The organism is Bacillus sp. SH5-2 (genome assembly GCF_008368905.1).
Classification (GTDB): domain Bacteria; phylum Bacillota; class Bacilli; order Bacillales; family Bacillaceae_G; genus Bacillus_A; species Bacillus_A luti.
This window is the reverse complement of sequence record NZ_QOSD01000024.1, coordinates 1-26,456: the sequence shown is the minus strand read 5'-3', so window position 1 is coordinate 26,456 and position 26,456 is coordinate 1. Positions and strand designations below refer to the sequence as shown.

Genomic DNA, 26,456 nt, shown 5'->3' with positions numbered 1-26,456 from the left:
AATTTAAATAGTCAGAAAATTATTATACATCTTTTAGAACTTTCAGACAAAGAGAAAAACTCCTACATTCAATAGGAGTTTTTCTCTTTAAAATCCAAGTATAGATAACCATTTTAACAACTTCTCTTCTCGCGCTTTTAAATCACCGTTCCTAAGCTTACCTAACTGTATTTCACTAACAATTTCTCCGTCCGCCATAAAAAGAACTCTTTCTGTTTTCGCTGCTACCTTTACATCATGAGTCACTAACATAATAGTAGTTCCATCACGATTAATATTTAATAAGATTTGCATTACTTCTTCTGTTGATTTTAAATTTAGAGCACCCGTTGGCTCATCAGCAAAAATAATATTTGGATTATTAATGAGCGCTCTACATATAGAGACTCTTTGTAATTGCCCTCCAGATGCTTCGGTTATATAATGAGACGCTATATCGCTTATCCCCATTTTCCCCATTAGCTTCAGAGCACGTTTATTTACTATTTTCTTACTCTCACATCTCGCTAAATATGCTGACAAAATGATATTATCAAATAGATTCAAGTTTCTCAGAAGGTTGCTCTGCTGAAAAATAAATCCTATTTCAGTAAGGCGCAATTTGGCTAACGCTTCTTCTTTCATACATGATAATTCTTTACTATCAACTTTCACACTTCCAGATGACATTTGATCCATTCCGCTAATAGTATAAAGTAACGTCGATTTTCCGGAACCAGAAGGTCCCATAACCGATACAAATTCTCCCTCGTAAATCACTAAATCTATATTTTTTAACACGTGATAATTTGCATTTCCATCTATTGAATATGTTTTGTTTAATTCCTTTACTTCTAAAATTTTTTTCAAGTTATACACCCCTACTCCCCATTTGGCTTTACATCGTTTGTTTGCTTTATAGTAAAACTACTGAAAAGTGTTGTTGCAGTCACAGATATAAATAATATAGCTGGACATATTACATAAGAAACGATAGGATTTACGACAAACTTTATGCGAGCTGCTCCCATAAATGAGCCCAACCAACTTACTAACATCTCACCAAACGTAGCAGCTATAAATGTCCCTGTCACAACGCCTAAAAATACAATGACGATAGAACGTGTTATATACTGTATACGAATATCTTTGCTAGAAAAACCAATGCTTTTCATTATTAATATTTTGGAGGAGTCTTTCGCCAATAACATTTTAAAAAACATTGCAGTAATTAAAACTGATATCATTATCGCAATCAAAATTGCCACTTGAGTTACAAGTCTTAATTGTTTAATTGTCTCTCCTAAAGTTTGCGTTAAATAATCATCCGTATCTGTTATTTTTGCAGAATGAAAATTGTGTTTATACTCCTTCACTTTTTCTTGCAAATCGACATTAGGCTTCAAATCTACATTTACTACATACCATAATATGTTTTCGTTATTATAAGAAAAGCTCGCTTTAGCTGTTTTGCCACCATTCGTTACATCTTGATACATACCACTAATCGTTAGTGTTCTCTCTTTCCCATCAACAAATAAAACGATATGATCCCCTACATTCTTTTTTAATTCATTTGCGTTCATATAAGAAAGAGCAATTTCATCTTCATTTTTTGGTGCCATACCTTGAATATAATCTAATGGAAATTTAGTAAAGTCTCCCACCTCTACATTTAAGTTTTCATGTGTTCCATCAGCGTTTACCATTTTAAATGTACTCGTTGTAAATGCTGCATATTTTTCTACTTCATTATCATTTTGTAAATATGATATAACGTCCTTAAACCGTTTCTTTATATTTTCAGATTGCTGTAAATCTATTCTAATATCACTTTTTCCTGTTCCCATATAATTAACAAACTTCGGTGACTGAATCGTATACAAAAAGTTAACAGGTACAACAATCATAAACACAGCTATTATTAATACGATACTTAATACGCGATATAGCTTAAATCTTTTTATAACATCTTGTATACCAATAAATATATTTACATTTTTAAATTTAGATCGATTGAGTGAAAAGGAGTTTCTAATCTTTCTTTTCCCTAGTTTATCTCTTGATCGTAAAGCATCTATTGCTGTAATTCCCCTAAATTTCCGCAAAATGATACGACAGAACAGGATAACGACTAAAAATAACAATGTTGTGATTATTAACGGCACAACATTGTGTAAAATACTTTTATCTGCCGCCCCCATATAAAGAGTGATATTAGAAGTGAATATCTTTGTAACAAATAGTGAAAGTATATATCCACATATACAGCCACCCACTGAAATAACAACATATTTTGTTACATATAGTTTTTGAATATCTATACTTGTAATGCCGATAGCTTTCATAACACCAATATCCCGATAATCTTCTTCCATCGAAGTAATGATTGTAAATCTAATACATAACATTGCAATTAACATTAATAATGCACTGATTATAATAAGTACTGCAGCTATTATTCCATCCGTTAATGAATTGAGTGTTTTAAATAGTGAATACGTAATAGAGGGACCTTTTTGAGGTAAGTTCGATGACTCGTATAGATTTTCAAATTCATTTATTTTATTTACATCTGTTAGCTGGAATTCAATAAGATATTCGCTTTCTCCAAAATTCCTTTTTATTCTTTCGAAATCTTCATTGCTTATTACGAATCGTTTTGAACTAACAATTGATGGATTCATTTGAACATCACGAACAAATGCTGAAATAGTAAATTCTAGTTCATTCTTATTTTTATCAACCCATATTTTATCTCCAATACGCAAATTATATTTTTGCATATAGTAAATTGGTACACCTATTTCCCCTTTCCTAACATCGACCACTTCATTATTTAAATTTAATAAAAAATCAAACTTACTATTTTGTTTAACGAAGCTTATGTCCATTACACCATTATGTTCCGCTTGATTTTTCTTCTTTATAAAAATGTTAGATCCGTTTATTTGAACCATCTCAGCCGTTTGCTGTTCTTTTACAAACGGAGTTTTTTCTACAAATGAATCAATTGACTTTTGATTTACTTCTCCGGCATGCATTTGTACGAAGTGTGGTGCGTTTGATACTTTAACCAATTGATCCATTGAGTTCAATAGATTTATAACGTTACTTGAAGCACTAGCCATTAAAAGACTTGATAACATGATAAATATAAATAAAATGGTAATTATCATTTTATTTTGAGAGAAATCTCTTTTTAACATTCTCCTAATCATATAAAGCTAGTTCCCTTCATTCGATAGTATTTTCTTCGTCACAACCGCTATTAATATCATTATGAAACTAATAACTAATATAGGTAAATAAATTTTCACACTGAATTCTTCAAACATAAAACCATAAACGACTTGCCCAATCGGTACCATACATTGAGATACCGCTGTTATAATTGCCATTACTTTTCCTAAGTTCTCATTTGGTGTTTTCTTTTGAACTACAGTAATCACATAGATGGATACAATTGTCATGATCATTGCAATTAGAATAGAAGAAAGTATAAAGAGGATAAATGGTGGGTAGTATCCTAAATTAAGAATAAATGGTGTAACTGATAGTGCCATTGGTATTACTAATAAAGCTATTAAAATCATCCAATAATACAATGTTTTCATCTGTAGCTTTTTCGCAAAAAAACCTATTGATAATGCACCTATAATAGTAGCAAAATCGATCAATCCCATTCCAATTCCATATAACGTGTGGCTACTTTCCATTGTTACTCGTATAATAATTGGAGCACCAACAACAAATAGCGGCGTCAGTATTAAATTTAGTAATGCGGCTAAAAGCATAGATTTCAAAATAAATGGCTGTTTTAAAACGTATATAAACCCTTCTTTCATATCCTTTACAATTGTCGGTATGATATGGCTTTCTTGCGCTCTTTTTATAAAAGGTATTGTAATAAACATTTCTAATATCGCAGATAAAAAGAAAGCGAAGCAACTTATTATTACGAGCATTTTCAAACCAATTATGCCGTACAATATTCCTCCTAATACAGGAGCAACTATATTAGATAATGCTTGCACACCATTTACGATACCGTTCGCTTGTTCTAATTTTTTCTCTGGAACTAATTGAGGAATACTCGCCATTACAACTGGTGAGTACATCGCACTAATGACTGCTAGTAAAAACATAATTGTTCCAATCAATAAAATAGATACAGATCCAGTAAATAACAAAACTATAAAGCTTAATACGATTGCAGCGTTTATAAAATCAAAAATGACCATTAAATTACGGCGATTGAAACGATCTGCTATCGCTCCGCCAAGAGGGGCTAGCAAAAACGGAATACTCGTTACCGCATATAATCCTGCAAATATATCAGCACGTCCTGTTATATCTAGCACATATAATGACAGAGCAAAACGTAAAAATGTTGATCCTAAAATAGTAATTATTTGCCCACTCACCATTAAATAAAAATCTTTCATCGAAGGTTTTATACTAATAGACATGATAATCACATCCTTCCTTTAATTTAGACCGACTGTCGGTCTATAATGAACAAACAGAAAAACGTTATTTCTGTTTCATTAAAACCTCCATCATATAATCAAAGGATCCTTCTTTCGCCCCAACAGATACTTCCATCATTTTAATATAAGCTTTAGCTCTCCTCATCATTTCTTCAGGTTTCCATTGGAATAACCCATCATCAAATATGACTTGTGCTGAGGATAGTAATAGTTCAATCGTTTCTTGTGGGTATGCAGTTGAAAATATCCCCTCTTCAATTCCTTGCTCTAAAACTTCCGTTAATACAGGAGATAAATGAATAATGGATTGTACTAAACTTTTTTGATGCATTTCTGCATTATTTGGTTGATGAAATTGCTCAATCATTTTATCTTTTACATCCCCTGATTTTGGCGATTGCTCCATCAAAACCCGCAATAACTTTTCTAACACTGGGATATTTGGATTAGAGACGATTACTTTTGCTTTAGCAACATCTTCTTTAATAATCCTCATAATAATTTCATCCATTACTTCCTCTTTTGACTTAAAATAGTGATAAAACGTCCCCTTTGCTATCCCTATCTCTTTTAAAATGTCATTTACTGTTGTTTTCGTATAACCTTTCGTAATAAACAAACGTTCAGCAGTTTCTAAAATTTCTTTTCTACGCTCCTCATACTCCTTTACAATTCGCATTCAAGCTCTCCTTCCCACCAGACCGACTGTCGGTCTATTTTAATTATATGTTTAGTTAGTAAAAAGTTTCCTATTGATTGTATATATACAACTTTTTATTTCATATTTCCTTTATGAATTTTAATTTTTTAACGTCCTTTCAATTTGTTTAAAACGCATCTCCTTTTCATCGATGACTTCAAAAAATAACAATTGATTCATACAATACGGTTTCCCTCTGTTCGATCTATTTACTTATGAATGGATTATTTTGTTTAAATTCTCATAAACACTTTTTAAATTCCTTAACATTGGAAATAGCTATATAATGAAAAAAACTACATTTTAGGAGTGCTCTAAATGTCCGATATAATCAAACTCTGTATTGTATTAATCGTCACCCTATTTTTAATATTTTCCATAATAGCGGAGTTTCAAAAGCCTCAAAAAGATATGTTTTGGTTCTCGGTTGAAGTAATGTTTCTCCTTGCAGGTTTTTTGATACTAAAAGACTATATCGTCAAGCATATAACATAAGCTAATAAATGAAACTCAATATTTCGTCAATAATGTAGAAAACCCATTTCGAACCATATACCTTAGCAGTTAGCTTTTGCTAGCTGCTCTTTTTATTGAATAAATTTCTAAAACATGTTAACAATATAGATACACCAAGGTTGAATACGAATGACCATTACGTTCTTCTTATTCACTATGCAGTTAGCTTTTGCTAACTGCTTTTTATTGCGTTCCGACTCTTGCTTCTTAAAGAATTCTTTAACTGCGTTTTCTCAATAAGTGCACATTATCCATCCCCCCTTGAATAAATCCATAAACCTTGTCCATACTATAAATAAACTTGCGTTCTGAACTTCCTTCTTAACGTTTTTTTCAGAGAGCAGTTAGCTTTTGCTAGCTGCTCTTTTAATTGCACGTTTCTGTCTTAATACTCATATATTATTGAGAATCAAAATATGATTTTGTATTTAAGAAAAAGTATTCTTTTTCATTACTGCACTCCCTCTTTAAAGGGCTTCGTTTGAAGAAGGTCTTTAAAGAGGGAATACATTTAAAAATCTTGGTTACACTGTAAACAGGCTCGTGAATAGCCAATTTTACTAATACCCACTCTATGTCTATTACCTTGGGCCTAGCAATTAGCAAAAGCTAATTGCTCTTTTATATTGAGTTAATAATAAAATTTAGGTCTTATTCCTTTTCTACATCATATACTTTTAACCTAACTATCCAGCTCAAAGTGTTACCTCCTATTTTAAAGAGCACTGATGCATGGTGCTCTTTTTTAGTTTCCATATTTCTACAAAATGAAATTTTTGTTTCTTCACATTACCAGATCCTCCTTAGACATTTAAAGTTCTCTTTTTACTTCTAAACTGATATACATATGCACTGTCAATGTAAAAGCTCACGGTAGACCACGTTTTAAAAAGCACTGTTATTTAGTGCTTTTTTATGAAAACTTGTGAATTAAATGAAGTTTTTATACTTCACCATCTTCTCTTACCAAAAATATATCTGTTACACCAAACTTAGGAATTGCACTAACATATTAGTACATAAGCCGTTTCACAATTTCAAACACAGCATAGTATAAACTGAATGGACAAGCTTTCTGTTTGTTCAACTAAATAAAAAAGGAGTGAAAATAAATGCCTATTGTTAAACCCTTTATAGCTAGTAGAAGGTTTGTCAGTACAGCAGAAACAGGGACTGCGGCTGGGGCAGATTTAACTTTTGCTAATACTGATTTTACAAATGATGCAGGTGCTGTCACGACATTTCCAGCTTCATATGCGTATTTAAGCTTATATATTAACGGTGTGCTACAAACTGCAGATACTGTAACAGGAGTTACCACTACTGCAATCACCATTGTCGGTGGTGCTGTGCTTGATGGAGCTACCCCACTCATCATTGAGTTTGTTGTAACATAGTGAACTTTTTTGCAGGGTGACAAGTCACTCTGCCCTTTTTAGCCATCTACACACTAATTAATAATGATAAACTGTAAAACAATTGGTACTCCTTCAAAAGGAGGCTCCGGACCTAATAAAGTCAATTGTCCAGCTGTAACTTGATATTCAGTTTGCGGTTGAATCATACCATTAATAAATAAATTCATATACGAGACTTCACCTGGTGGTAATATTTGAGTTGTTCCAAGTAAAGGTTTACCATCACTATTTGTATAAACCAGTTTCTGTCCGTCAGAAAAAGTAAAGTACATTAAATTTTTCACTGGTATTGGACTTGGAATTGAATGGCCAGGTGGCCCTTGAGATCCGGTCATTCCTTGAGGCCCGGTCATTCCTTGAGGGCCAGGCAGCCCTTGAGGGCCGGACGGTCCTTGAGGCCCAGGCAACCCTTGAGGGCCAGACGGTCCTTGAGGCCCAGGCAGCCCTTGAGGGCCAGACGGTCCTTGAGGCCCAGGCAGCCCTTGAGGCCCAGACGGTCCTTGAGGCCCAGGAACAGAACAAGGAAAAGCAATCCTGCATTGCCTCTGAAGTTCATGCAGACGGGATTTAGCCTTTTTATTTTGTTGCATATATATCCCTCTAATCTTTTATTTGTTTTTTATACAATTAGTTTTATTATATGAACAGACAAATCAATCGGACATAATGAAGATTTTTAATTATGGCCATTGTATCTTTTCATATAATGCCCACCTACCTGTAAAACTTATGAAATAAAAATACTTAAATTATATTTCTCTATCAGTCCCCTTTTTCTATAAAATAACTATTTTGTTTTACTTTATGCTCATCGCTCTTTTGAACATTTACCTTTCTATTGTTATATTTGCTCATTGTTTTTCTCTCTTGTTTTACTAATTAGTTAATTAATTTTACAGTCACCATTTATCAAACATTCCATGTTTCTTCATCCCTTGAATATTTTTCAAATAAAAATACATACTATTTTCAAGCCGCCGTGTCCACGGCTAATACTTCTTTCTTTTGTTACAGCAGAAGCAGGTAGGTTCTTCACTTATCTGCTTTCTCTGTATATTTTTTAAGAAATCGAAAATAATACCAACAAGCTGTTTGAACTAGCAGCTTCACTCTTCTCGTAATGGGGATGCAATTTATCACAATTAGCTAACTCATTGAACTCACTGGCAGACAACCAAAATCGTTGTCTGCTTTTTGTATGAGATTTTTCATTTTACATATACTACTTTTGAACCTGCATACCAATACGAGCCATTTTGGTGCTTGGGATTTCCCTTCCGGGGATAAGTATTTTTTACTTATCCCTTTTTTTTGTATAGACACTTATATTTAGGGTAAACCTAATCACAAGCAGATTTTCTGTTTATGCGTAGTTCTAAACAAGATTACTTTTTCTCCTATTAAAGGACGGCAGGTACGACTGCTAGTCCTTTTTTCTTATATCACTTTCCCTTCTGGTAACTTCACACTACATTACCTTCATCATCGTAGTAAGCAATTCCCCAATAAGGATGGCAGTTGAGCTTCTCGAGTTCCCCATCGAACCAAACGAACAAGTTAGTTTTCCAATTTCCAAAAATCGTACATAAACCTCTCTTGTTCCATTTCGATAATTGCGGAATGTGTAATGAAAATACTCACTTCAATATCTTTTCTTTCAACCAAAGTGTTCTGCCGAAATAGTAGACATAATAAGTTCCGTTCTCTTTTTGCTGCAGCATAACATTCCTGTACCGTTTGAATGTGTTACGAATTTATTTCACCAAATCGTTTAATTCTTTGTTAGCAAAAGATGTTTTCGTATCGTCATACCAATTGATTTTTTCATAATCCGTACCATCATCAGGGCGCTAGTACGAATTGCTTTCCCTCAATTTTTTCCGATTAAATATTGTTCATGCGTAAGTTACACTTGTTCTTGAATTGCGACATGGTAGAAATACCCTTGCTCTACTGGCTTTGGACTAAAAAATTTATTTTAAATACGGTGAATGAAATTTTTGTTTTTTTCTCGGTATCACCCTTGTTGTATACAAACCAAAAAAGAGCCGCAATATTTTGCGACTCTTTTACAATTATAACTATTTATCGGCCACGTCTTTGCTGACCTTGTTTTGTACTACCTTTTTTATTACTTGGCTTATTAAATGATCGATTGTTATCATTTCTCGAACTATTTCTTGAATCACTTCTTGAGCTATTTCTCGAATCACGTCTCGATTCACTTCTTGAACCTTCACGGCTATCTCTTTGACGATATTGACCTGATTTCTTCGGAGCTGGCTTTGGTACCGGTTTTCCATTTTCATCTACACGTTTTATCTTCGGTTGTTCGATTATTTCTCTTTGTATTGGTGCACCAAGCGTTTTTTCAATTTCTTCTAAATGTTTTTCATCTTTCGCTGCAACGAATGTAATTGCAAGACCTGATCCACCTGCACGTCCTGTTCGGCCAATGCGGTGAATATAACTTTCTACATCTTCAGGGATATCAAAGTTAAATACGTGCGTTACACCATCTACATCAAGTCCACGAGCTGCTACATCCGTTGCGATTAAGTACTGAATTTTAGCTTCGCGGAAACTCTTCATAACTCTTTCACGTTTCGCTTGAGGTATATCACCATGAAGTTCAGCACAATTATAACCTAGTCCTTTTAAACTATCATAAAGCTTACTTGCTCTAACCTTTGTACGACAGAAAATAACAGCTAAAAATGGCTGATCACGGTCCATAACAAAACGAAGTGCATCTGGCTTTGCACGATCTGTCGTCTCAATGACACGCTGCTCAATTGTATTTACCGTTACTTCTTCACTTTGTACTTGAACCATTTGCGGTTCATCCATATAACGCTTCGCCAATTTTTTAATATCTTTTGGCATCGTTGCTGAGAATAACATCGTTTGTTTACTACCAGGTGTCTCATCTAAAATATCTTCAATATCATATAAGAAACCGAAATAAAGCATTTGATCCGCTTCATCTAGTACAATCGTTGAAAGATTACTTAAATCAATTGTTTCACGACGTATATGATCTAATAAGCGTCCTGGTGTCGCAACAACTATATGTGTATTTCCTTTTAATTTTCTCAATTGCTGTGCTACATCTTGCCCGCCATAAATCGCTAGTACATTAATATCTTCTCTTTGAACAAGCATTTTTTTAATTTCAGTTGTAATTTGCAGTGCTAGTTCCCTTGTTGGCGCAACAATTAAAGCCTGAACATCACTACACTCAGGATTGATTTTTTCTAAAATCGGTAACACGAATGCTAACGTTTTACCCGTTCCTGTTTTCGCTTGACCAATAATATCTTTACCTGACAGTATAACAGGAATTGCTTTCTCCTGAATCGGTGTTGCTTCTGTAATTCCATTTTCACGTAATGTATGATTAAACGTTTCACTAATTCCTAATTCTAAAAAGTTTTTCAAATAGACCACTTCTTTTCCTTATTTTTCACATTAGCTTTCATTGTACCATTTGTTTCGCCAAATATGAAAAATAAAAAAATTCTTATCTTCTTTTTTTATATTCATCGTGTACTAGGCGGACAAATTCTTTTTGCTTTTTCTCGGAATTTATTAGTGCTTCCATGTTAGTAGAAGACAAAATGAACTTCTTAATTTTTCTATTACTCCAAATTACTCTTGTATACTTTGTATCTTCGTGTAGCTTTCGAAACCACTCAAATTCGCTTAATTTGGCAATATGATGTTTTAGTTTCATGTCATTTCGAGGATAAAATAAAATTATATCCATTATTACATCAAGCAATAAACTCATCTTCTCTCCTCCTATACATATATATTTCAAATTTATGGAAAGATAGTTATATGATAATAAAATTAACTACTACATTCATAAAAATTTTTTCCTTATTTTTCTTACTATATTTTCAATCCACCAGAATTATAATGGCGAAATCTCAAACAGATGTAATCAGTGAATTCAAACATGCTTTACTCAAAAATGATAAAAAATTAATGCAGTCATATATAACTGAAGGGATTGAACTACCTACTTTCCAAACAAATAAACCTATTCATGAAATTAAAATCGTACCATCTCCAAAAGAAGATACTACAATTCTTATTTCTTATTTCAAAGGCACTAATGATGAATTTACTATCGGCTTCATTTTAGAAATAGTAACAAAAAATAATAAAATATCTCACATGCATCGAATTTATGATGGCAATCCACTTATGAAAGAAGCTACTATTGTAAAAGAATATGAAATGAAGTGTAAGGAACATATACTTACTCCTACAAAATTCCCGTTCGAAATTCACGAATTTCAAGGATACATCTATAACGATTACTTAAACCTCCAATACTACAATGAAGATATTAATGGGATTTTTAAAATCACTGTTTCACCAGTTCAAAACAAATTAGGCTTCTATGTACATAAGGGAGCTCTAAGTTCTACAGCTTAAAAAATAATATAAAAGCATTATATAATCCTCATTTTGATTCAGCATATGAACTTATCTTTCAGAAGAATGGTTTTCAATATATAATTGCAATTGGTAACAAACGCTATATAAAAGGACAATATAATGTAAAAGATTTAATTCAAATTGCAGAATCTATGAATTAAAAAACCGATCTTTTCGATATGGGAAAGATCGGTTTTTTATTATTTTATACAGTAAGTTTTCCTCCATGATAACAATAATAGCTTGCTGCTTTAAGACTTTTAATCTTATTTAATGACTCTTCCGCTTTTTCTATATCTAAGCAAAAATCCGGATTAGCTATTACTAACTCACCATTCTCTTGAACAGCCGCATCTCCCGTAATTACATAATCTAAATTCGGAAAATATAATGAAATATGTCCCGAAGTATGTCCTGGAGTCGCTACTATTTGACATTCACCATTCAAAATCATTTGATCATTATGTACTTTTTCATCGACGGAAATATGTTTTATATTTTTTAACTGTTGTATAAACCATTTGCCAAATTCTTTTTCTTCATTTGGCATACGTTCTAACATACCTTCAGCTTGAACTAATCTCTCTGATTTTATATCACCATTAATATAGTTAGATTCAATTTCACTAGCAATAATATTAACGTGAGGATATTTCACTTTGAAATCATATAAAGCCCCTATATGATCGTCATCATAATGAGTAATAATTATATTTTTTAAGTTTTTCATCTCATATCCATGTTTTAAAATTGCATCTTCAAGTAAAGGTAAAAAATTCATATAACCTGTATCTACTAAAGTTAATTCATCGTTTACTATTATTAAGCTCGGATAAATACATTGTTTTTCCCCGTTAAATTCGAATTCAATTGGTAGTTCTATTATTTTCATTTTTCTTCCCCCATACCGCTTATTAAATGTTTAATAATAACTAAATCATCCACATACATATTACAAAGAAAAAAGCACCCGTTATGGATGCTTCCTTATCTTACCTGCTCAACTACATAAATCAACTTGGGCCTATCCGAAACCTGATATGTATAGTCTTCGTTTTTATGCATATATGTTTCTATCCTATTTATCACTTCAAACATTCTATCTGAATTCGCACTGAAACGAGATACTGAATCACATAAAACTATTGACCCTTTCTTGTAAAAATTTATTATTTCATAAATATCTCGTTCTAAACAAACTTCTCCTACTTGCAAATCCTCTTTCGCCTCATAGTTATAAATTCCCATTCTCATTTTCCCCTCAAATTGTATTTTTTTCTTACAACATCCCCTTGTTACATAAATAATACCACGATAAAATTCTAAAACTCAAACTCATCGGCTTCATCTGAGAAAATATAAAAGCCATCACCGAAGCGACAACTTTCAAGAAAATGGGAGAAAAGAGAGGAAAAAATGGTTCAAAACAAAGTAACACCTGAAATGCTAGATGAAGTGGCTAATCGTGCAATTAATACCAGAATCACATTAGAAGCTTATGAATCACCAGCGAGTAAAGGGGCTATTCAAGAATTACAAAAGTTCTCATCAATAGATGTACCATTAGATTATTTAGAAGTAATTTAACATTGTACGAATGCAGAGATTAATGTTAAAAATGAACTTTATTACATATTACTACCAAACGTTATCTGCGTAGTACCTTTACTTGGAACGAACACATACACTGTAAGTCGTTACATAACCAACCTTCTATTATTTTGAACAGGTAATTCCCTATTTTTATGGAAATATACATTAAGAAAAACTATAAAATTGATTAATCTCTCACTTCTTTGTCTATCCTTTTAAAAAATCTATTTTTTTGTAAAAGGAGTGTTTATATGGAGAAACAAACACTTTGGAAAAAATTCAAGAAAAGCTCAGCAGATCTCGGTAAATCTAGCGTATATGAAAGTATTATTTTATACTACACAATGAGAAAAAAAGAGTTACCTACTAAAGCAAAATTTATCATATTAGTCGCTTTATCTTATTACGTATTAACAATCGACTTCATTCCAGATATAGCTGCTATTATTGGGATTGGCTTATTAGATGATGTTTTAGCAATCGCTATAGCGCATAAATATGTTATGCGCCATGCCGACAGTGAAATTCGTGAAAAGAGTAGAATAAAAATGGAATCATTATTTACTTCAGCACAAACATAATAAAAAAGGAGCTAAGATAATTTCTCTTAGCTCTTCTTTCATAAAATTAATGTTTTTCAAATACTATTTCACTTCATTCGCCACAAAAAATTGCTCACAAACACTCGAAATGCGCTGCAAGTCTACGTTCCCACCAGAAATAACTGCTACTACTTTTTTCCCTTTAATATATGGATCAACTTTCCCTGCAAGTAGTGCAGCAGTAGCTAATGCACCCGCCCCTTCTACAACAGCTTTCCCGCGTTGTAATAAGTCTTTCATCGCTACTTCCAGCTCTTTTTCTGATACTGTTACAATATCATCCACTAATTCTTTTACAATTTCAAATGTTAATTCCCCTGGTATTTTAACCGCGCAACCATCTGCAATAGTAGGCGCCTCAAAATGTTCTACAATTGTACCTTTGTCATAAGATGCCTTCATTCCATGAACATTATCTGCTTGGACACCAATTATATTAATGGATGGATTAAAAGATTTTAATGCAACAGCAATACCAGAAATAATTCCACCTCCACCAATTGGTACAATAATAGTATCAACATCCCACATATCATCAAGAATATCTAATCCTATTGTACCTTGACCAGCCATTACTTCTACATCGTCATATGGATGTAAGTATGTTTCACCTGTTTCCCTAATAATCTCCTCACATTTTGCCTTCGCATCATCAAAGGTTTCACCATGTAAAATTACTTCAGATCCATATCCTTTAGTTGCATCAACTTTCGCCTGAGGTGCAGAGATCGGCATAACAATTTTACTTTTAATACCGAGTAAGTGAGCAGATAAAGCAATTCCTTGCGCATGATTACCAGCAGAACAAGCAATTACTCCTCTCTCTTTTTCTTGATCTGTCAGCTGTGACATTTTGTTAAACGCACCACGGAATTTAAACGAACCTGTTAATTGCATATTTTCTAATTTCAAATGAATTTCTCCACCCGTTTTACTAGTCAAATAAAATGATTTTACTAATGGAGTTTTACGAGCATTTCTATCCAGAATGTTTTGAGCTTTTTTAATATCGTCTATATGCAATGGTAGTTTTTTAGTTATCATACTAACACCTCTTCCAATGTTCTATTCCTAAGTTTTCGTAAGTCGCAGCTCCTTTATACGAAACCATCTATGTTAAAGACAATTCTTTATATATGAATCCCACTCTGTAATACATACATATGCAAACAATTTAACATCCTCTTCATATCACGTTCTTTATAATGATTCAGGCATGCAATTTGGATCCAATTATTCTTTTGTAAATACGCTGATTCATAATGGACATTATATCCTTGTAACACTAACGCATCACCTACCGTTTTAGAAGACTGACCTTCGCTTAATTGAATCGTAAGTATAATTTGCGCGGCATGTTCTTTTGGTGAAACAAGTTTTAATCCTATACTAGTAATAGCTTCTTCCATATAATCATATGCCTCTTTAATTTTTACATATACTTTTTCATCTTCAAATCTCTTCAATGCTTCTTGCAGTGCATAAATTAAATTCCATGAATGAGAATACGGAATACTTTCATTTTCTTCGTACATACCAATGTCCATATAGGCCGGTAATGTCTCGTTTACTTTCACATTATGATTATGAAAAACGAAAGATACTCCAGTAAACGATTTAATTGCCTTTCCACTAACACCGCTTGCAAAATATACATCCTTTAAATCTATCGGTATTGCTCCAATCGAACTGATACAATCTACACAAAGTTTCATTTCGTGCTTGTTACAAATGGTGTTCAGCTCGTCTAAATCATTTAACATTCCAGTTGATGTTTCATGGTGAACAAACCAAAGCCATTCATAATTTCCGGTTTCCACCATTTTTTCTAATTCTGTATAAATAAACGGTTCTCCCATTTCTTTTTTATACGTATCAAAATATAATTGCGCGCGTTTTGCGTGTCCAACTAATCTATTGCCGAATTCCCCATTTGTTAATACTAGTCCTTTTCCTTTTAAAGAACGTAATTGTAAAGCAATTGCATCATTCGCTAACGTCCCTGTTCCTAACATGATTTGTACATGCTTTGCTTTTGTCATCTGCAGTAATCGTTTCTTTACATTGCCCATCGTCACTTGAAATGACTTAGAGCGATGCGAAACAGGCTTAGTAGAAAATGCCTTTTGGACATTCTCTTCAATGTCTACTGGGCCAGGTAAAAACGTATATTCTTTCGTCATAATCCCCCCAACACTCGATTCTTCAAACATAGCAGGTGTTACATACATGGGCTGAAAAGCAGCTTCTTCTGTACCAACTAACGTATGGAAAGGTTTGAATCCCATTTGCTCATATAAAGGTAGTTCACGTGTTGTCGCAGAAATGAGTGCCAATTCATATCCATTTAGAAGCAGATAACGATGTAGAAAACGAATTAATCCTAACAGCGCTCTCCCATTTCGATATTCACGTTCTACTGAAAGTAAACGAATTTCATATATATTTTCTCCATGTTCTTGTAAATAAAAATCTAGATTTGAAATTTTATAATCTAACGAGAATGGTCGTTTTCCTCGCAACGCAACCATACCTACTAACTCATCGTCATCTAAACAAATTAAATATGTATTTTCTTCATGAAAACGATCTATACGAACACGCTCTTTCGTTTCTTCATGTTGCGGAATTTCTTCTACAAATGTTTTATAATTCAATTTATGTATACTTTCAAATTCCCAAGCTTGATCAGCAACTTTATAAATTAACCCCATGTTTTATCTCCTTTGTATATTTAATAAAATGATAAGTGGAGATTAACTCCACTTATTAAAAATTCATGTCATTCGCGATTTACATATAAAATAAGTACAATGATAATTGTACTTAAAATAGTCGTAACAATAGAGTACGAATACAAAATCATGCAAACTGGCAAACAAGCGATTGTAATTAAACCTGGCTTCGTAAATCCTTTAAAGATTAAATAAAAAATAATAAAAACAGCAACAAGAGTAAGCGCTATCAAGTAATCAAATGCGATTAGCCCTCCAATAAATGTCGAAATGCCTTTACCGCCCTTGCCTTTAAATAAAATTGGATAAATATGTCCAAGTAAAACAGCCAGTAAAGCTAACATTACAAATGTAGAATCTTCAAAAAGGTATTTCGCAATAGAAACTACAATTGCCCCTTTAATTGCATCACCTAAAAATGTAGCGACGAAATATCCTTTTCCATATACGCGCCCCATATTTCTTGCTCCAGGATTTCCGCTTCCTTCATCCCTAATATCAACGTTATGTTTCCACTTTGTTACTATATACGCGGTCAAAATGTTGCCAAATAAGTAAGAAGCGACCAAATACAAAAACTGTATACTATTAATCATGTAATCATTCACTTTCTATATGGGAATACATATACAATATTCAATGACTATATATATTGTACTTTTTATCCACATCCCTTTATACATTTTAACATCATATATTTACAAATCATACAAAAATTCTCATACAGCTATTTTTTAAAATATATACTTTTCATTAAATAATATGTTCCTTTTACTGCTGATTCTGATTGTGATATAAATGTAACTTCTCCTATACTTTTCTCACAGCATTTCTTAAATTCATCATATATTTCAGGAACGAAACGCAATATGCTGCCACTTACTGCAATTGGAGTTGATAAATCAAACTGCATCTTGTTATAAATATCTACTGTAATTCTTGCTAATTCTTTTCCAGCTTGCATCATAATTTCATGTGCGTCATCATTCCCATTTCTCGCTTCCTCAATAATGAATGGTGCAATTGCTGCAACTTTATCTTTTGAAGAGCTATATACTAGTCTTTTTATGTGAGACGATGTTAAAAGTTGAAACTGATCTTGAATACTTAAGCTTAATGGGCAAAGTGTAACTCCTTGATCAAATTGATTTGCCATTCTCTTTAAACCTTGCAACGCAATCCAATATCCACTTCCTTCATCACCTAAAATATGTCCCCATCCACCGCTATACTCGTACACTTCTCCTTTCTTTCCTAGACAAATCGCGCCTGTGCCGCCAATTGTTAAAATTCCATCCTTTCCTTGTAAAGCAGCTGCATGTGCAACCATTGCATCATTAAAAATTGCAATTTGTGTTCCGTACTTCTTTCTTAGACGTTCTGTTAATTCATTTGTATGTGCTCCACCTACACCCGCTAATCCTAAACAAATACAAACGCAATATCCATTTAATAAACCTTTTTGACATTGATCAATCGCCTCCATAATATGAAAAAGCGCTTCTTCAAAATCTATTAATATGTTTCCAAATCCACTTGTAGCTCTTACAAGTTCGTTTCCGTCTGTATCAAATGCAATTGCTTCTGTCTTTGTTCCCCCGCCGTCTACTCCAATCATATACTTCATATGTTCGCCTCATTTTCATCATCTTATTGGAGGGAATGTTGTATTCCCTAAAACTACAGATTGCTTTGCACCCGTTGCACTTGGCACATTACTCGGATTACGATGATGCGTTTCGTTCGCTAAAATTGCAAAGGCAATTGCTTCTTTCGCCTCTGAAGAATAGCCTATATCTTCTTGGATGAATATTGCACACTTTTCTTCCTTCAATCCATTTCGCACCATTTCAACAAGTGTACGATTATAACTGCCGCCACCACCTAAAATCACCTCATCGATTTCATAATACGGCAAAATAAACTCCTTATAATGATGAACAATTGAACTTGCTGTAAACATCGTGACAGTGGTCAATATACTTTCTTTACTATACTTTTCAAATCGTTTTAATAATTCACTTACAAACTCTTTTCCAAATTGTTCTCTACCTGTTGATTTTGGTGGTTTCAAGTTCAAAAATGAATGATTCATGCAATATGTCAAAATTCCATCTACAACTACTCCCTGCTTTGCAATCTTACCATTTTGATCATATGGCAACTGAAATAACCTTTGACATACTTCATCAATTACCATATTCCCTGGGCCAGTATCAAAAGCAATTACACTCTCATTACTTCGTTTACTTGGAATCACTGTAACATTACCGATCCCGCCAATATTTTGTAGTAGTCTATTTTTAGTTGGATGACGATACAAAATGACCTCTGAATACGGCACAAGTGGTGCACCTTGTCCCCCTGCTGCCATATCCATCGTTCGAAAATTAGAGATAACTGTCGTGTTCGTTTCGTATGCTATTACTGCTGGTTCCCCAATTTGCAATGTGGACGGTATCATATTACCATCTTGCTTTGGCTGATGATAAATCGTTTGTCCATGAGAACCTATTAAATCTAATTGTTTCAAAGAAAATTTGGCCTCTTTACAAACTTCCTTTACAGTATTGGCAAAACATAAACCAAGCTTAAAATTTAAACTGCATATGAGTTGGACATTTGAGCTTTCTATCGATAATGATTGTTGTATTTCCTTTTTTATATCATCACAAAATGGAACAGTAGTAAAATGTATAAGTTCGACCTTAGACTTTACACCACTCCCTTCTATATGAACGAGCGCTACATCTATTCCATCTAATGAAGTACCGGACATTATCCCTGCAATATACATAACATGCATGACCTCCTATTTACTAAAAAACAATCATGTAAGTGAAAAACGTGCAACCAACTGAAAATAATATAAATCGAAAAAACAACTGAGCTTTTGATGCAAACGATCCATCAATGAAAGAAACAACTACAGTAAGTAAAATACTTGCCGCAATGCTTGTAACGAGCCATATACTATGCATTTGTGATAGATGTAGCATTCTTAATAAAGGGACAAAAAGTAAATTCGCACAAATCACTCCAAATAGTAATAAAAATACACCTTTATAACTAAATTTTATATGCATTCCATTTCATCCTCTCTGGACTTCATGTGAAAGAAGTGATAGGCAAAATACCTATCACTAAAAAATAAAACATAAAACTTACGAATTAACAGATTCTCCGTCGCCATTCTTTTCAATTTCAAGCATATTTTTGTCGTACATTTTAAAGAATGGTAAATAAATAAGGAATGATATTGCTATATTTATTAAAACTAATACAACTGCACGCCAATCTCCTCCTGTAGCTAAATAAGCGCCTATTGGGGCTGGTAATGTCCACGGCGGCATAATATGCGTTGGCGTTACAAATCCCATTGCAGTTGCAGTATATGCAACAGTAGCTGTTACTAGCGGTGTAATAACGAAAGGAATAATTAAAATTGGATTCAATACAATCGGTAAACCGAAAATAACCGGTTCGTTAATGTTAAAAATTCCAGGCACAATACAGGTTCTCGATAATGCTTTCGAATATTTTGATCGACCAAATACGATCATAGCTAACACAAGCCCTAACGTTGCTCCCGAACCACCAATCCATATAAACCATTGATAAAACGGCTCCGGTGCAATGAATGGAAAGTGACTCGCACCACTTGCCACAGCTTCACCATTCTTTCCTAAATATACATCCCAAAGCGGTCTCGCCACTGTTCCTACAACAGATACACCATGTATTCCGAAAGACCAGAAAAACGTAATTAAAAATACGGGTATAATAACGCCAAAGTAACTATCACCAGCTTTTACTAACGGTGCGGCTAATTTATCTACTACGTAATGTACATCCACTTTAAAAACGACAGTAATAAGACTCATAATAATAATAACGAAAGCTGCAGGTATAAGTGCTTCAAACGAACGTGAAACTGACGGTGGCACTTGTTCTGGCATTTTGATTGTGATGTTTTTCTTCTTACAAAACCTTAAAATCTCCACTGATAAAATAGAAACAATCATCGTCACGAATAATCCATGACCTCCGAGATTTGTCATTGGAAGCATAAATCCTTTTTTATCAATTAATTCAGGCGTTAATGTTAATAGCAGTGAACATACCGCAAGCTGTGCACCTGATAAAGCATCTAACTTATAACTTTTCGCTAAATTATATCCTATTCCAAATGCTATATATAAAGACATAATGAACATCGTTAACCGATATGGTATTAATATACTTGTTTGATTCTTTAATGCCCAAACTGATATGAAACTATCTTTCGGTAATGGTGGAAATGCTACTATTAAAAAGAAACTTCCTACGATAATAAATGGTAACGCCGAAATAACTCCATCTCGGATTGCTTGTAAATGCCTCTGTTCAGAAAGCCTTGCCATCGGTCCAGATAAATTTTTATCAAGAAACGTGACAAACTTATTCATAACGCTTCCCCCTAACTTATTAATTCATTTACAGTTTTCAATAATGTTGGTCCACCAAGCGGTGTATATGCTTGCGGCGGTATGATACCGCAAGGAACAGACTCCTCTTCTGCCAATTTTTTTACCGAATCAAATCGATGTCTAATTTGAGGTGCAACCATTACAACATCCCAACCATTCTTTACCTCTTCCTCTACCTCACTTGTTCCAATTGCATGCACTTCCATGTTCACACCATTTTTCTCCGCTTCTTTTTTTAAAGCGTTTACAACAATTGCGCTGGACATTCCTCCAGAACAAACAAATAAAACCTTCATTATTGAATCCTCCTATACTTATAAATTGTTTCCTTCAAATGAAAGAAAGTTTCACTTTACTAACAAGCATATGAAGTAATGAAATGAATTAGTTATATTGAAAGTAAATTTCATTAAAAATATTTCCCCTATTAAATTAATGTTTCAATGTGCAATTTTCTCTATTGCAAGGCCAACCTCACCTCGGATATTATTTTAGATAATCAATATGATAGGGAGGCGTATAAATGATCGTTAAACGTTTATTAATGATATGTTGTATCGTCATCTTTTTTATTCCTTTCTCTTTCATTTCCCCTCACTCTACTTATGCTGAAGTAAATACTACGTACACAAAACATGAATTACGTGCTGTATGGATCGCATCTGTTCTAAATATTGATTGGCCCTCAAAAACTGGCTTATCTATTGAAAAGCAGAAACAAGAATTTATAAGATTGCTAGACGATGTAAAAAGCACTGGTATGAATGCAGTGGTTGTACAAATTAAACCAACTGCTGATGCTTTTTACCCTTCCAAATACGGTCCTTGGTCTGAATACATTACGGGTACACAAGGAAAAGATCCTGGATACGATCCACTCGCATTTATGATTGAAGAAGCACATAAAAGAAATATAGAATTCCACGCATGGATTAACCCATACCGAATAACGATGAATCATACTGATATAAATCGATTATCAGACAATCACCCTGCAAGACAACATCCTGATTGGGTTGTACCATATGGCGGAAAGTTATATTACAATCCCGGTATTCCAGAAGTGAAAAAATTTATTACAGAAGGTGCTTTAGAGATTGTGCAAAATTATGACATTGATGCCCTTCATATGGATGATTATTTTTATCCGTATAAAGTAGTTGGTGAAGAATTCCCTGATCGAAAAACTTACGAAACGTATAATAACGGTAGATTTACAAATATAGAGGATTGGCGACGTGACAATGTAAATGAACTTGTCAAAGGTTTAAATACTGCTATTAAACAAGAAAAGTCATACGTGAAATTTGGCATTAGTCCATTCGGCGTGTGGCGAAATATAGCCGACGATCCTACTGGCTCTAACACAACCGCGGGACAAAGAAACTATGATGATCTTTATGCTGACACACGTGAGTGGATACAAAAAGGTTATATTGACTACATTACACCGCAAATATATTGGAATATCGGTTTCACACCCGCTGCATATGACATATTAGTAGACTGGTGGGTAAAAGAAACAAATAATAAACCGATTCACCTATACATCGGTCAGGCTGCCTATAAAATTAATAATAACTCTGTCCCCGCTTGGTCTGATCCTGAAGAATACCAAAGACAAATTGTATTAAACCGGCTATATCCACAAATAAAAGGTAGTATGCATTTTAGCTTAAAAGATATTAATAATAATCCACTTGGAGTGAAAGATAGACTCTCAAAAGACATATATAAACATCCTGCATTAATCCCGCCTATGCCTTGGCTTGATCATGCTCCACCAAAACAACCGACTTTAAAAGGCGCTATCCCAAGAGAGGAAGGTATTGCTGTAGGTATCATCGATGATAGAGAGAATGATACTGCTTATTATGCCATTTACCGCGTGAATGGAAAAAATGAAGTGGATATAGAAAATCCGAAAAATTTACTTACTACTGTAAGAAAAACAAAACTTGGAGAAATTTATGTAGATAAAACAGTTATTTCTGGAGAGACGTATACGTATGTAGTAACTGCAGTTGATCGATTGCATAATGAAAGTGTTGCATCTAGTCATACTACCGTTAAAGCAAAATAACAGCTAATAAAAAACGCCTTAAAAACTAAATATTATAGCTTTTAAGGCGCCTTTTTATTTATTCTTAAACTTCTCTGTCGCCGCTCTCATCTTCACATTCAAGTCGTGATCAATAGAGTCGCGAATATCTCGCTCTACTTCTTCCATTTCTTTTTGGAAATTTTGCAAGTAGATTTTTAATTCATCTTCTTTTTCTGGTCGTTGTGATGGCGGTAATTGTACCACTAAAGATAACATCGCTGTTAAATCTTTCATTAAGAACGTTTCAAGTTTATGTTGTTGTTCAAACATACGTTGCTCTTGATAGTACGGCAGTGCATTCAATACTGAGATTGTAATGTCATCAACCGTTTTTTGTAATGAAGGATTTATTGAGCGTTTATACGCTTGAATTGTATTTAGTGCATCTGGATATCGATCATAAAAATACAATTTATAAAACGATAGGTCTGTCGGTTTTACTGTTTGCTGTGATTCTTGTCTTAAGAAATCTTTCACTTTCATAGTTGCTAAGTCGATATCTTCATTTGTAAGCTTTTTTGTTGTTTTTGCCATTACATGTACTTTTTTCTGCTTTTCTTTCGGTAACATTGAGAAAACTTGCTCTCTCGTACGTTGTCCTGATGCACAGAAAAGAGTATTTAATGTATGCTGTTCTTTCTTCCCTTCCGTACGAATCCAGCGATAAAAGAGTGGATGTTGTGTAAATTCTTGTAGAAACGGTAATGATTTATTCGACAACTTATCTAAAGAATCGTGCGCTCTTTTATATGGTTTCGTCCATGAAAAATACAGTTTTCGTCCGAAATATACAACTAATACAACGACAGTAAATGCGATTAAAAGTAATGTACCTAACAGTACTAGTACTGTTTGAATGAAACTCATTTTTTCACCTCCTCTAATAATCTGCTATTTCCTTGGACGCTGAATGAGTTTCTGCTTCATCTCATCGTTAAATGTGTCTAGTTCAATAACAAACTTCTTACTTGACTCGATAATACGTTCTGATGATTTCTCAGAAGCTTCAATCGCAGCGAATACGTTTTGGAATGATTCACGTAATTTATCCATACTAATTGCAGGATTTTCAAGAAGTTTTGTTGTTTCTTCTGTATTTTGTTTTAATGCTTGTGAGTTACTTAATACCATTGATTCAATTGCTTCATTTGTCGCATTTACGGCATCAATTGTTTTACGTTGATTTGTTAATGCTAGTTGGATAGCAGCTGAAACTGTTACAACGTTTTGCGTCATCGTAATTGCATTACGAATTGCTTCTGTTAATTTTTCATTATTTTTCTTAATGATGTCTACAGATGCGATAGATTGTAATAATACACTTTTCGCTTGCTGCATATTACGTGTACGTACGAGTATCTTTTCCAATGCATCATTAATTAATGGAATATCTCTTTGACGCTCTGGATTTTGCTTCTCAGCTTCGAGCATGCCGGCAAGCTTTTTCCCTAAGTATACTTGTTTATCAAGAGCGTGAATTTTATCGTGCGATTGCTCCTTAAGCATCTCAAGACCAACTGTATCTTCTTGTAAGTTATCACGACCAATTAAAAGTGATCTTATAATCTCCTCGATTTGCTTATCTATAGATTGATATTTATGCACATATGTTTCAAGAGGATTTTTCTTAAATACTTTAAACATTATTTTTTTCATACCACTTGCTTTTAACGAGTTCGGATCTAATTCAGATACTACTTTTCGTAACTCTAACAATGTATTTGGAATTTCTTCATTTTTCCCATTCATCATCGCTGTTACAGGACGTTTTAACGCTGATAACGTTTGTCCTGCTGCTTGTTGCTCTTTATCCCCTAAATCACCTAGCTGAGACAATACTTTTGATAAATCTGTATTTTGCTCGCTATTTAACTTTTGTACATAAAGATCAGCTTCTTTATTTAGTTCCTCTAGTTCTTCATCTTTTATAACTGTATCTACTACTACCTCTACATTAGTGTCTTTCACAATCGATACAGGTTCTTTTTTCTCGAGTTCAGTCAACAAAATCGCTCCTTTATTTATATGTGCGAATTTATATGCACTATATTTCATCTATTATATCGTATTTCATATACATTCTGACTGCTTGAAATCGATTTTTTTAGAAATGCCTGTTTATGCAGTCATTCCCTGTTTCTTACTATAAGTATACCTGTAATCAACATAATTTTCCTCAGACTTAAGACCTAGAGAACAACATGCTGAAGACGGATTCTTCGTATGTTACCTATATAATTTGCGTTCTTACCCTTATGCAGTGCTCATCTTTTGACATCTATCCGCTTTCAATGTGATACTTATATTACGTCCCCTTCTATTTATTCTTGCGCGCTACAAATGCTCCCTTTTGAAACGCTAATAACACTGTTTCAAACGTATCATCTTCTTCTATCATTTTTATAAACTCAGCTAATTCACTCGCATGAGAAGTTGCATTATCTATAACAAGAAGGCCTTTTGGTTGTAATATACGTTTAATATGCTCAAGCCACCACATGTATTGTGTTCGCTCTGAATCTAGGAAAATAAAATCAAATGAATGATCTAATTGTGCATCTAAAAATGCCCCCGCTTCTTGATTATGAACATCGATTCTTTGTAAAAGATTTGCCTTTTCAAAATTTACAAGCGCCTCTCCTACTCGTTCCGAAGAAAGCTCGACGGTTGTTACATTTCCATTAGTTTCTTCTACCGCACTTGCTATCCAAAGTGTAGAATAGCCATTAGAAGTTCCAATTTCTAAAATGTTTTTTGCATTACTCCCTTTAACTAAAATCGATAAAAATTGCCCCATCTCACGAGAAACATTCCTTAATTTTTCTTCCCGTATTCTTTTATTCCGATCATGCTCTTCTCCATATTGTTCAAGTTGCAATAATAATGAATCTAAAGTATCCATTCTTTTCATCGCCTTTCCAAGCAATATGATGAATAAGCTCTTGCTGCCCGTCTACTTTTTATTATATGCGAAACAAAAACCTTTTTCCCGTTATATGACAAAGATTTATAATTTTTTATAGCATATTGTTTCGTTTTTTGGTAAAGTTAATTTCTACGTGCAATTATTCCATTCATATTATTTCACATTGAAATTGCAGTTATAAAATAATATAAACCCCATTTAAATGAATCGGTATTTCAAATTCAATTAAGCGCCCTTTTCGGACGCATTTTCTTTTGTTTATATATTTCTTAGAGGAAAGGATGCTTACTTATGAACGTAATTAGCTTAGATGCTGCTAGAAAACGAAAGCAGCATAAAAAATTAATGATTACTATACCGATTATTACACGTATTTATGAAGAAGACGGGGAAATTAAATTTGAGGTAGCCGGCGAAAAAGATGTACCTCTTGAAATGTTAGAAAAGTAATAAAATAAAGACGCATTTC

General features: G+C 33.5%; 26 protein-coding genes and 1 pseudogene. 6 read left to right on the top strand and 21 right to left on the bottom strand.

Annotated features, from left to right (window positions below; all coding sequences use genetic code 11):
- Window positions 1–87: 87 nt before the first annotated feature.
- From DN410_RS21200 to DN410_RS21185, 4 genes are all read right to left on the bottom strand, one after another.
- Entirely contained in the window at window positions 88–849 is a 762-nt protein-coding gene (locus DN410_RS21200) for an ABC transporter ATP-binding protein (RefSeq protein ID WP_149177940.1), read from the bottom strand.
- Window positions 850–860: 11 nt separating this feature from the next.
- Window positions 861–3,200 carry an ABC transporter permease gene (locus tag DN410_RS21195; RefSeq protein WP_149177939.1) on the bottom strand — a complete coding sequence of 780 codons (2,340 nt, stop codon included), beginning with the start codon at window positions 3,198–3,200 and terminating at the stop codon, window positions 861–863.
- Window positions 3,201–3,206: 6 nt separating this feature from the next.
- Window positions 3,207–4,454 carry an MFS transporter gene (locus DN410_RS21190; RefSeq protein WP_149177982.1) on the bottom strand — a complete coding sequence of 416 codons (1,248 nt, stop codon included), beginning with the start codon at window positions 4,452–4,454 and terminating at the stop codon, window positions 3,207–3,209.
- 61 nt (window positions 4,455–4,515) lie between these two features.
- Window positions 4,516–5,151 (bottom strand): TetR/AcrR family transcriptional regulator, encoded by a 636-nt coding sequence (locus DN410_RS21185; RefSeq protein ID WP_149177938.1) that lies wholly within the window; start codon window positions 5,149–5,151, stop codon window positions 4,516–4,518.
- Between the two features lie 1,649 nt (window positions 5,152–6,800).
- On the opposite strand from DN410_RS21185, the gene DN410_RS21180 reads away from it, so the two are divergent.
- Complete coding sequence (locus tag DN410_RS21180) at window positions 6,801–7,085, top strand: DUF4183 domain-containing protein (RefSeq protein WP_149177937.1); 285 nt, start codon at window positions 6,801–6,803, stop codon at window positions 7,083–7,085.
- A gap of 53 nt (window positions 7,086–7,138) precedes the next feature.
- Here DN410_RS21180 and DN410_RS21175 read toward each other — a convergent pair whose 3' ends face one another.
- From DN410_RS21175 to DN410_RS21165, 4 genes are all read right to left on the bottom strand, one after another.
- Window positions 7,139–7,441 (bottom strand): DUF4183 domain-containing protein, encoded by a 303-nt coding sequence (locus tag DN410_RS21175; RefSeq protein ID WP_255446784.1) that lies wholly within the window; start codon window positions 7,439–7,441, stop codon window positions 7,139–7,141.
- Between the two features lie 14 nt (window positions 7,442–7,455).
- Window positions 7,456–7,662: a hypothetical protein gene (locus DN410_RS28200; protein WP_218947476.1), complete on the bottom strand. Its 207-nt coding sequence runs from the start codon at window positions 7,660–7,662 to the stop codon at window positions 7,456–7,458.
- 1,529 nt (window positions 7,663–9,191) lie between these two features.
- Window positions 9,192–10,556, bottom strand: a complete 1,365-nt coding sequence (locus tag DN410_RS21170; protein ID WP_149177936.1) for a DEAD/DEAH box helicase — start codon at window positions 10,554–10,556, stop codon at window positions 9,192–9,194.
- Between the two features lie 73 nt (window positions 10,557–10,629).
- A complete protein-coding gene (locus DN410_RS21165; RefSeq protein ID WP_149177935.1) occupies window positions 10,630–10,899 on the bottom strand; it encodes a hypothetical protein in 270 nt (89 codons plus the stop codon).
- A gap of 50 nt (window positions 10,900–10,949) precedes the next feature.
- Between DN410_RS21165 and DN410_RS21160 the strand changes: the two are divergent.
- Window positions 10,950–11,719: pseudogene (locus DN410_RS21160) on the top strand (hypothetical protein).
- Window positions 11,720–11,763: 44 nt separating this feature from the next.
- On the opposite strand, the gene DN410_RS21155 reads toward DN410_RS21160, so the two are convergent.
- On the bottom strand, window positions 11,764–12,450 hold the full coding sequence (locus tag DN410_RS21155) for an MBL fold metallo-hydrolase (protein WP_149177934.1): 687 nt from the start codon (window positions 12,448–12,450) through the stop codon (window positions 11,764–11,766).
- A gap of 95 nt (window positions 12,451–12,545) precedes the next feature.
- The gene (locus DN410_RS21150) at window positions 12,546–12,806 is read right to left on the bottom strand and encodes a hypothetical protein (RefSeq protein ID WP_000513513.1); all 261 of its coding nucleotides are present in this window, start codon (window positions 12,804–12,806) and stop codon (window positions 12,546–12,548) included.
- A gap of 168 nt (window positions 12,807–12,974) precedes the next feature.
- Here DN410_RS21150 and DN410_RS28055 point away from each other — a divergent pair, with 168 nt between their 5' ends.
- Window positions 12,975–13,145, top strand: a complete 171-nt coding sequence (locus DN410_RS28055) for a hypothetical protein (RefSeq protein ID WP_179958632.1) — start codon at window positions 12,975–12,977, stop codon at window positions 13,143–13,145.
- A gap of 257 nt (window positions 13,146–13,402) precedes the next feature.
- Complete coding sequence (locus DN410_RS21145) at window positions 13,403–13,732, top strand: YkvA family protein (protein WP_149177933.1); 330 nt, start codon at window positions 13,403–13,405, stop codon at window positions 13,730–13,732.
- Window positions 13,733–13,795: 63 nt separating this feature from the next.
- Here DN410_RS21145 and tdcB read toward each other — a convergent pair whose 3' ends face one another.
- The 8 genes from tdcB to DN410_RS21105 form a co-directional block, all read right to left on the bottom strand.
- Window positions 13,796–14,797: a bifunctional threonine ammonia-lyase/L-serine ammonia-lyase TdcB gene (tdcB, locus tag DN410_RS21140; RefSeq protein WP_149177932.1), complete on the bottom strand. Its 1,002-nt coding sequence runs from the start codon at window positions 14,795–14,797 to the stop codon at window positions 13,796–13,798.
- Window positions 14,798–14,883: 86 nt separating this feature from the next.
- On the bottom strand, window positions 14,884–16,467 hold the full coding sequence (locus DN410_RS21135) for an aminotransferase class V-fold PLP-dependent enzyme (protein WP_149177931.1): 1,584 nt from the start codon (window positions 16,465–16,467) through the stop codon (window positions 14,884–14,886).
- A gap of 68 nt (window positions 16,468–16,535) precedes the next feature.
- Entirely contained in the window at window positions 16,536–17,084 is a 549-nt protein-coding gene (gene plsY / locus DN410_RS21130) for a glycerol-3-phosphate 1-O-acyltransferase PlsY (protein ID WP_149177930.1), read from the bottom strand.
- 131 nt (window positions 17,085–17,215) lie between these two features.
- Window positions 17,216–18,115, bottom strand: coding sequence for a BadF/BadG/BcrA/BcrD ATPase family protein (locus tag DN410_RS21125; RefSeq protein WP_149177929.1), 900 nt, complete (start codon window positions 18,113–18,115; stop codon window positions 17,216–17,218).
- 18 nt (window positions 18,116–18,133) lie between these two features.
- Entirely contained in the window at window positions 18,134–19,285 is a 1,152-nt protein-coding gene (anmK, locus tag DN410_RS21120) for an anhydro-N-acetylmuramic acid kinase AnmK (RefSeq protein ID WP_149177928.1), read from the bottom strand.
- A gap of 22 nt (window positions 19,286–19,307) precedes the next feature.
- Window positions 19,308–19,574, bottom strand: coding sequence for a hypothetical protein (locus DN410_RS21115; RefSeq protein WP_149177927.1), 267 nt, complete (start codon window positions 19,572–19,574; stop codon window positions 19,308–19,310).
- Between the two features lie 78 nt (window positions 19,575–19,652).
- Complete coding sequence (locus DN410_RS21110; protein ID WP_149177926.1) at window positions 19,653–20,936, bottom strand: PTS sugar transporter subunit IIC; 1,284 nt, start codon at window positions 20,934–20,936, stop codon at window positions 19,653–19,655.
- A gap of 11 nt (window positions 20,937–20,947) precedes the next feature.
- Entirely contained in the window at window positions 20,948–21,253 is a 306-nt protein-coding gene (locus tag DN410_RS21105) for a PTS sugar transporter subunit IIB (RefSeq protein ID WP_149177925.1), read from the bottom strand.
- Between the two features lie 227 nt (window positions 21,254–21,480).
- On the opposite strand from DN410_RS21105, the gene DN410_RS21100 reads away from it, so the two are divergent.
- Complete coding sequence (locus DN410_RS21100) at window positions 21,481–23,040, top strand: glycoside hydrolase family 10-like protein (RefSeq protein WP_149177924.1); 1,560 nt, start codon at window positions 21,481–21,483, stop codon at window positions 23,038–23,040.
- A 54-nt stretch (window positions 23,041–23,094) separates the two neighbouring features.
- On the opposite strand, the gene DN410_RS21095 is transcribed toward DN410_RS21100, so the two are convergent.
- From DN410_RS21095 to DN410_RS21085, 3 genes are all read right to left on the bottom strand, one after another.
- Window positions 23,095–23,928 carry a DUF3974 domain-containing protein gene (locus DN410_RS21095; RefSeq protein WP_149177923.1) on the bottom strand — a complete coding sequence of 278 codons (834 nt, stop codon included), beginning with the start codon at window positions 23,926–23,928 and terminating at the stop codon, window positions 23,095–23,097.
- A gap of 24 nt (window positions 23,929–23,952) precedes the next feature.
- On the bottom strand, window positions 23,953–25,065 hold the full coding sequence (locus DN410_RS21090; RefSeq protein ID WP_149177922.1) for a toxic anion resistance protein: 1,113 nt from the start codon (window positions 25,063–25,065) through the stop codon (window positions 23,953–23,955).
- 313 nt (window positions 25,066–25,378) lie between these two features.
- On the bottom strand, window positions 25,379–25,972 hold the full coding sequence (locus DN410_RS21085; RefSeq protein WP_149177921.1) for an O-methyltransferase: 594 nt from the start codon (window positions 25,970–25,972) through the stop codon (window positions 25,379–25,381).
- A gap of 306 nt (window positions 25,973–26,278) precedes the next feature.
- Here DN410_RS21085 and DN410_RS28050 point away from each other — a divergent pair, with 306 nt between their 5' ends.
- On the top strand, window positions 26,279–26,437 hold the full coding sequence (locus tag DN410_RS28050; protein ID WP_001100984.1) for a hypothetical protein: 159 nt from the start codon (window positions 26,279–26,281) through the stop codon (window positions 26,435–26,437).
- Window positions 26,438–26,456 lie beyond the last annotated feature (19 nt).

Bases quoted from the DNA above. Each gene is read 5' to 3' on its own strand.
- DN410_RS21180 (WP_149177937.1), top strand. From the start codon at position 6,801: ATGCCTATTGTTAAACCCTTTATAGCTAGTAGAAGGTTTGTCAGTACA.
- DN410_RS21155 (WP_149177934.1), bottom strand. From the start codon at position 12,450: ATGAAAATAATAGAACTACCAATTGAATTCGAATTTAACGGGGAAAAA.
- DN410_RS21110 (WP_149177926.1), bottom strand. From the start codon at position 20,936: ATGAATAAGTTTGTCACGTTTCTTGATAAAAATTTATCTGGACCGATG.
- DN410_RS28050 (WP_001100984.1), top strand. From the start codon at position 26,279: ATGAACGTAATTAGCTTAGATGCTGCTAGAAAACGAAAGCAGCATAAA.
- anmK (WP_149177928.1), bottom strand. From the start codon at position 19,285: ATGTATATTGCAGGGATAATGTCCGGTACTTCATTAGATGGAATAGAT.
- DN410_RS21175 (WP_255446784.1), bottom strand. From the start codon at position 7,441: ATGACCGGATCTCAAGGGCCACCTGGCCATTCAATTCCAAGTCCAATA.
- DN410_RS21145 (WP_149177933.1), top strand. From the start codon at position 13,403: ATGGAGAAACAAACACTTTGGAAAAAATTCAAGAAAAGCTCAGCAGAT.
- DN410_RS28200 (WP_218947476.1), bottom strand. From the start codon at position 7,662: ATGAACTTCAGAGGCAATGCAGGATTGCTTTTCCTTGTTCTGTTCCTG.
- DN410_RS21135 (WP_149177931.1), bottom strand. From the start codon at position 16,467: ATGGGGTTAATTTATAAAGTTGCTGATCAAGCTTGGGAATTTGAAAGT.
- DN410_RS21125 (WP_149177929.1), bottom strand. From the start codon at position 18,115: ATGAAGTATATGATTGGAGTAGACGGCGGGGGAACAAAGACAGAAGCA.
- DN410_RS21095 (WP_149177923.1), bottom strand. From the start codon at position 23,928: ATGAGTTTCATTCAAACAGTACTAGTACTGTTAGGTACATTACTTTTA.
- DN410_RS21165 (WP_149177935.1), bottom strand. From the start codon at position 10,899: ATGAGTTTATTGCTTGATGTAATAATGGATATAATTTTATTTTATCCT.
- DN410_RS21150 (WP_000513513.1), bottom strand. From the start codon at position 12,806: ATGGGAATTTATAACTATGAGGCGAAAGAGGATTTGCAAGTAGGAGAA.
- DN410_RS21195 (WP_149177939.1), bottom strand. From the start codon at position 3,200: ATGATTAGGAGAATGTTAAAAAGAGATTTCTCTCAAAATAAAATGATA.
- DN410_RS21115 (WP_149177927.1), bottom strand. From the start codon at position 19,574: ATGCATATAAAATTTAGTTATAAAGGTGTATTTTTATTACTATTTGGA.
- DN410_RS21105 (WP_149177925.1), bottom strand. From the start codon at position 21,253: ATGAAGGTTTTATTTGTTTGTTCTGGAGGAATGTCCAGCGCAATTGTT.
- DN410_RS21085 (WP_149177921.1), bottom strand. From the start codon at position 25,972: ATGAAAAGAATGGATACTTTAGATTCATTATTATTGCAACTTGAACAA.
- DN410_RS21185 (WP_149177938.1), bottom strand. From the start codon at position 5,151: ATGCGAATTGTAAAGGAGTATGAGGAGCGTAGAAAAGAAATTTTAGAA.
- DN410_RS21100 (WP_149177924.1), top strand. From the start codon at position 21,481: ATGATCGTTAAACGTTTATTAATGATATGTTGTATCGTCATCTTTTTT.
- plsY (WP_149177930.1), bottom strand. From the start codon at position 17,084: ATGATTAATAGTATACAGTTTTTGTATTTGGTCGCTTCTTACTTATTT.
- DN410_RS28055 (WP_179958632.1), top strand. From the start codon at position 12,975: ATGGTTCAAAACAAAGTAACACCTGAAATGCTAGATGAAGTGGCTAAT.
- tdcB (WP_149177932.1), bottom strand. From the start codon at position 14,797: ATGATAACTAAAAAACTACCATTGCATATAGACGATATTAAAAAAGCT.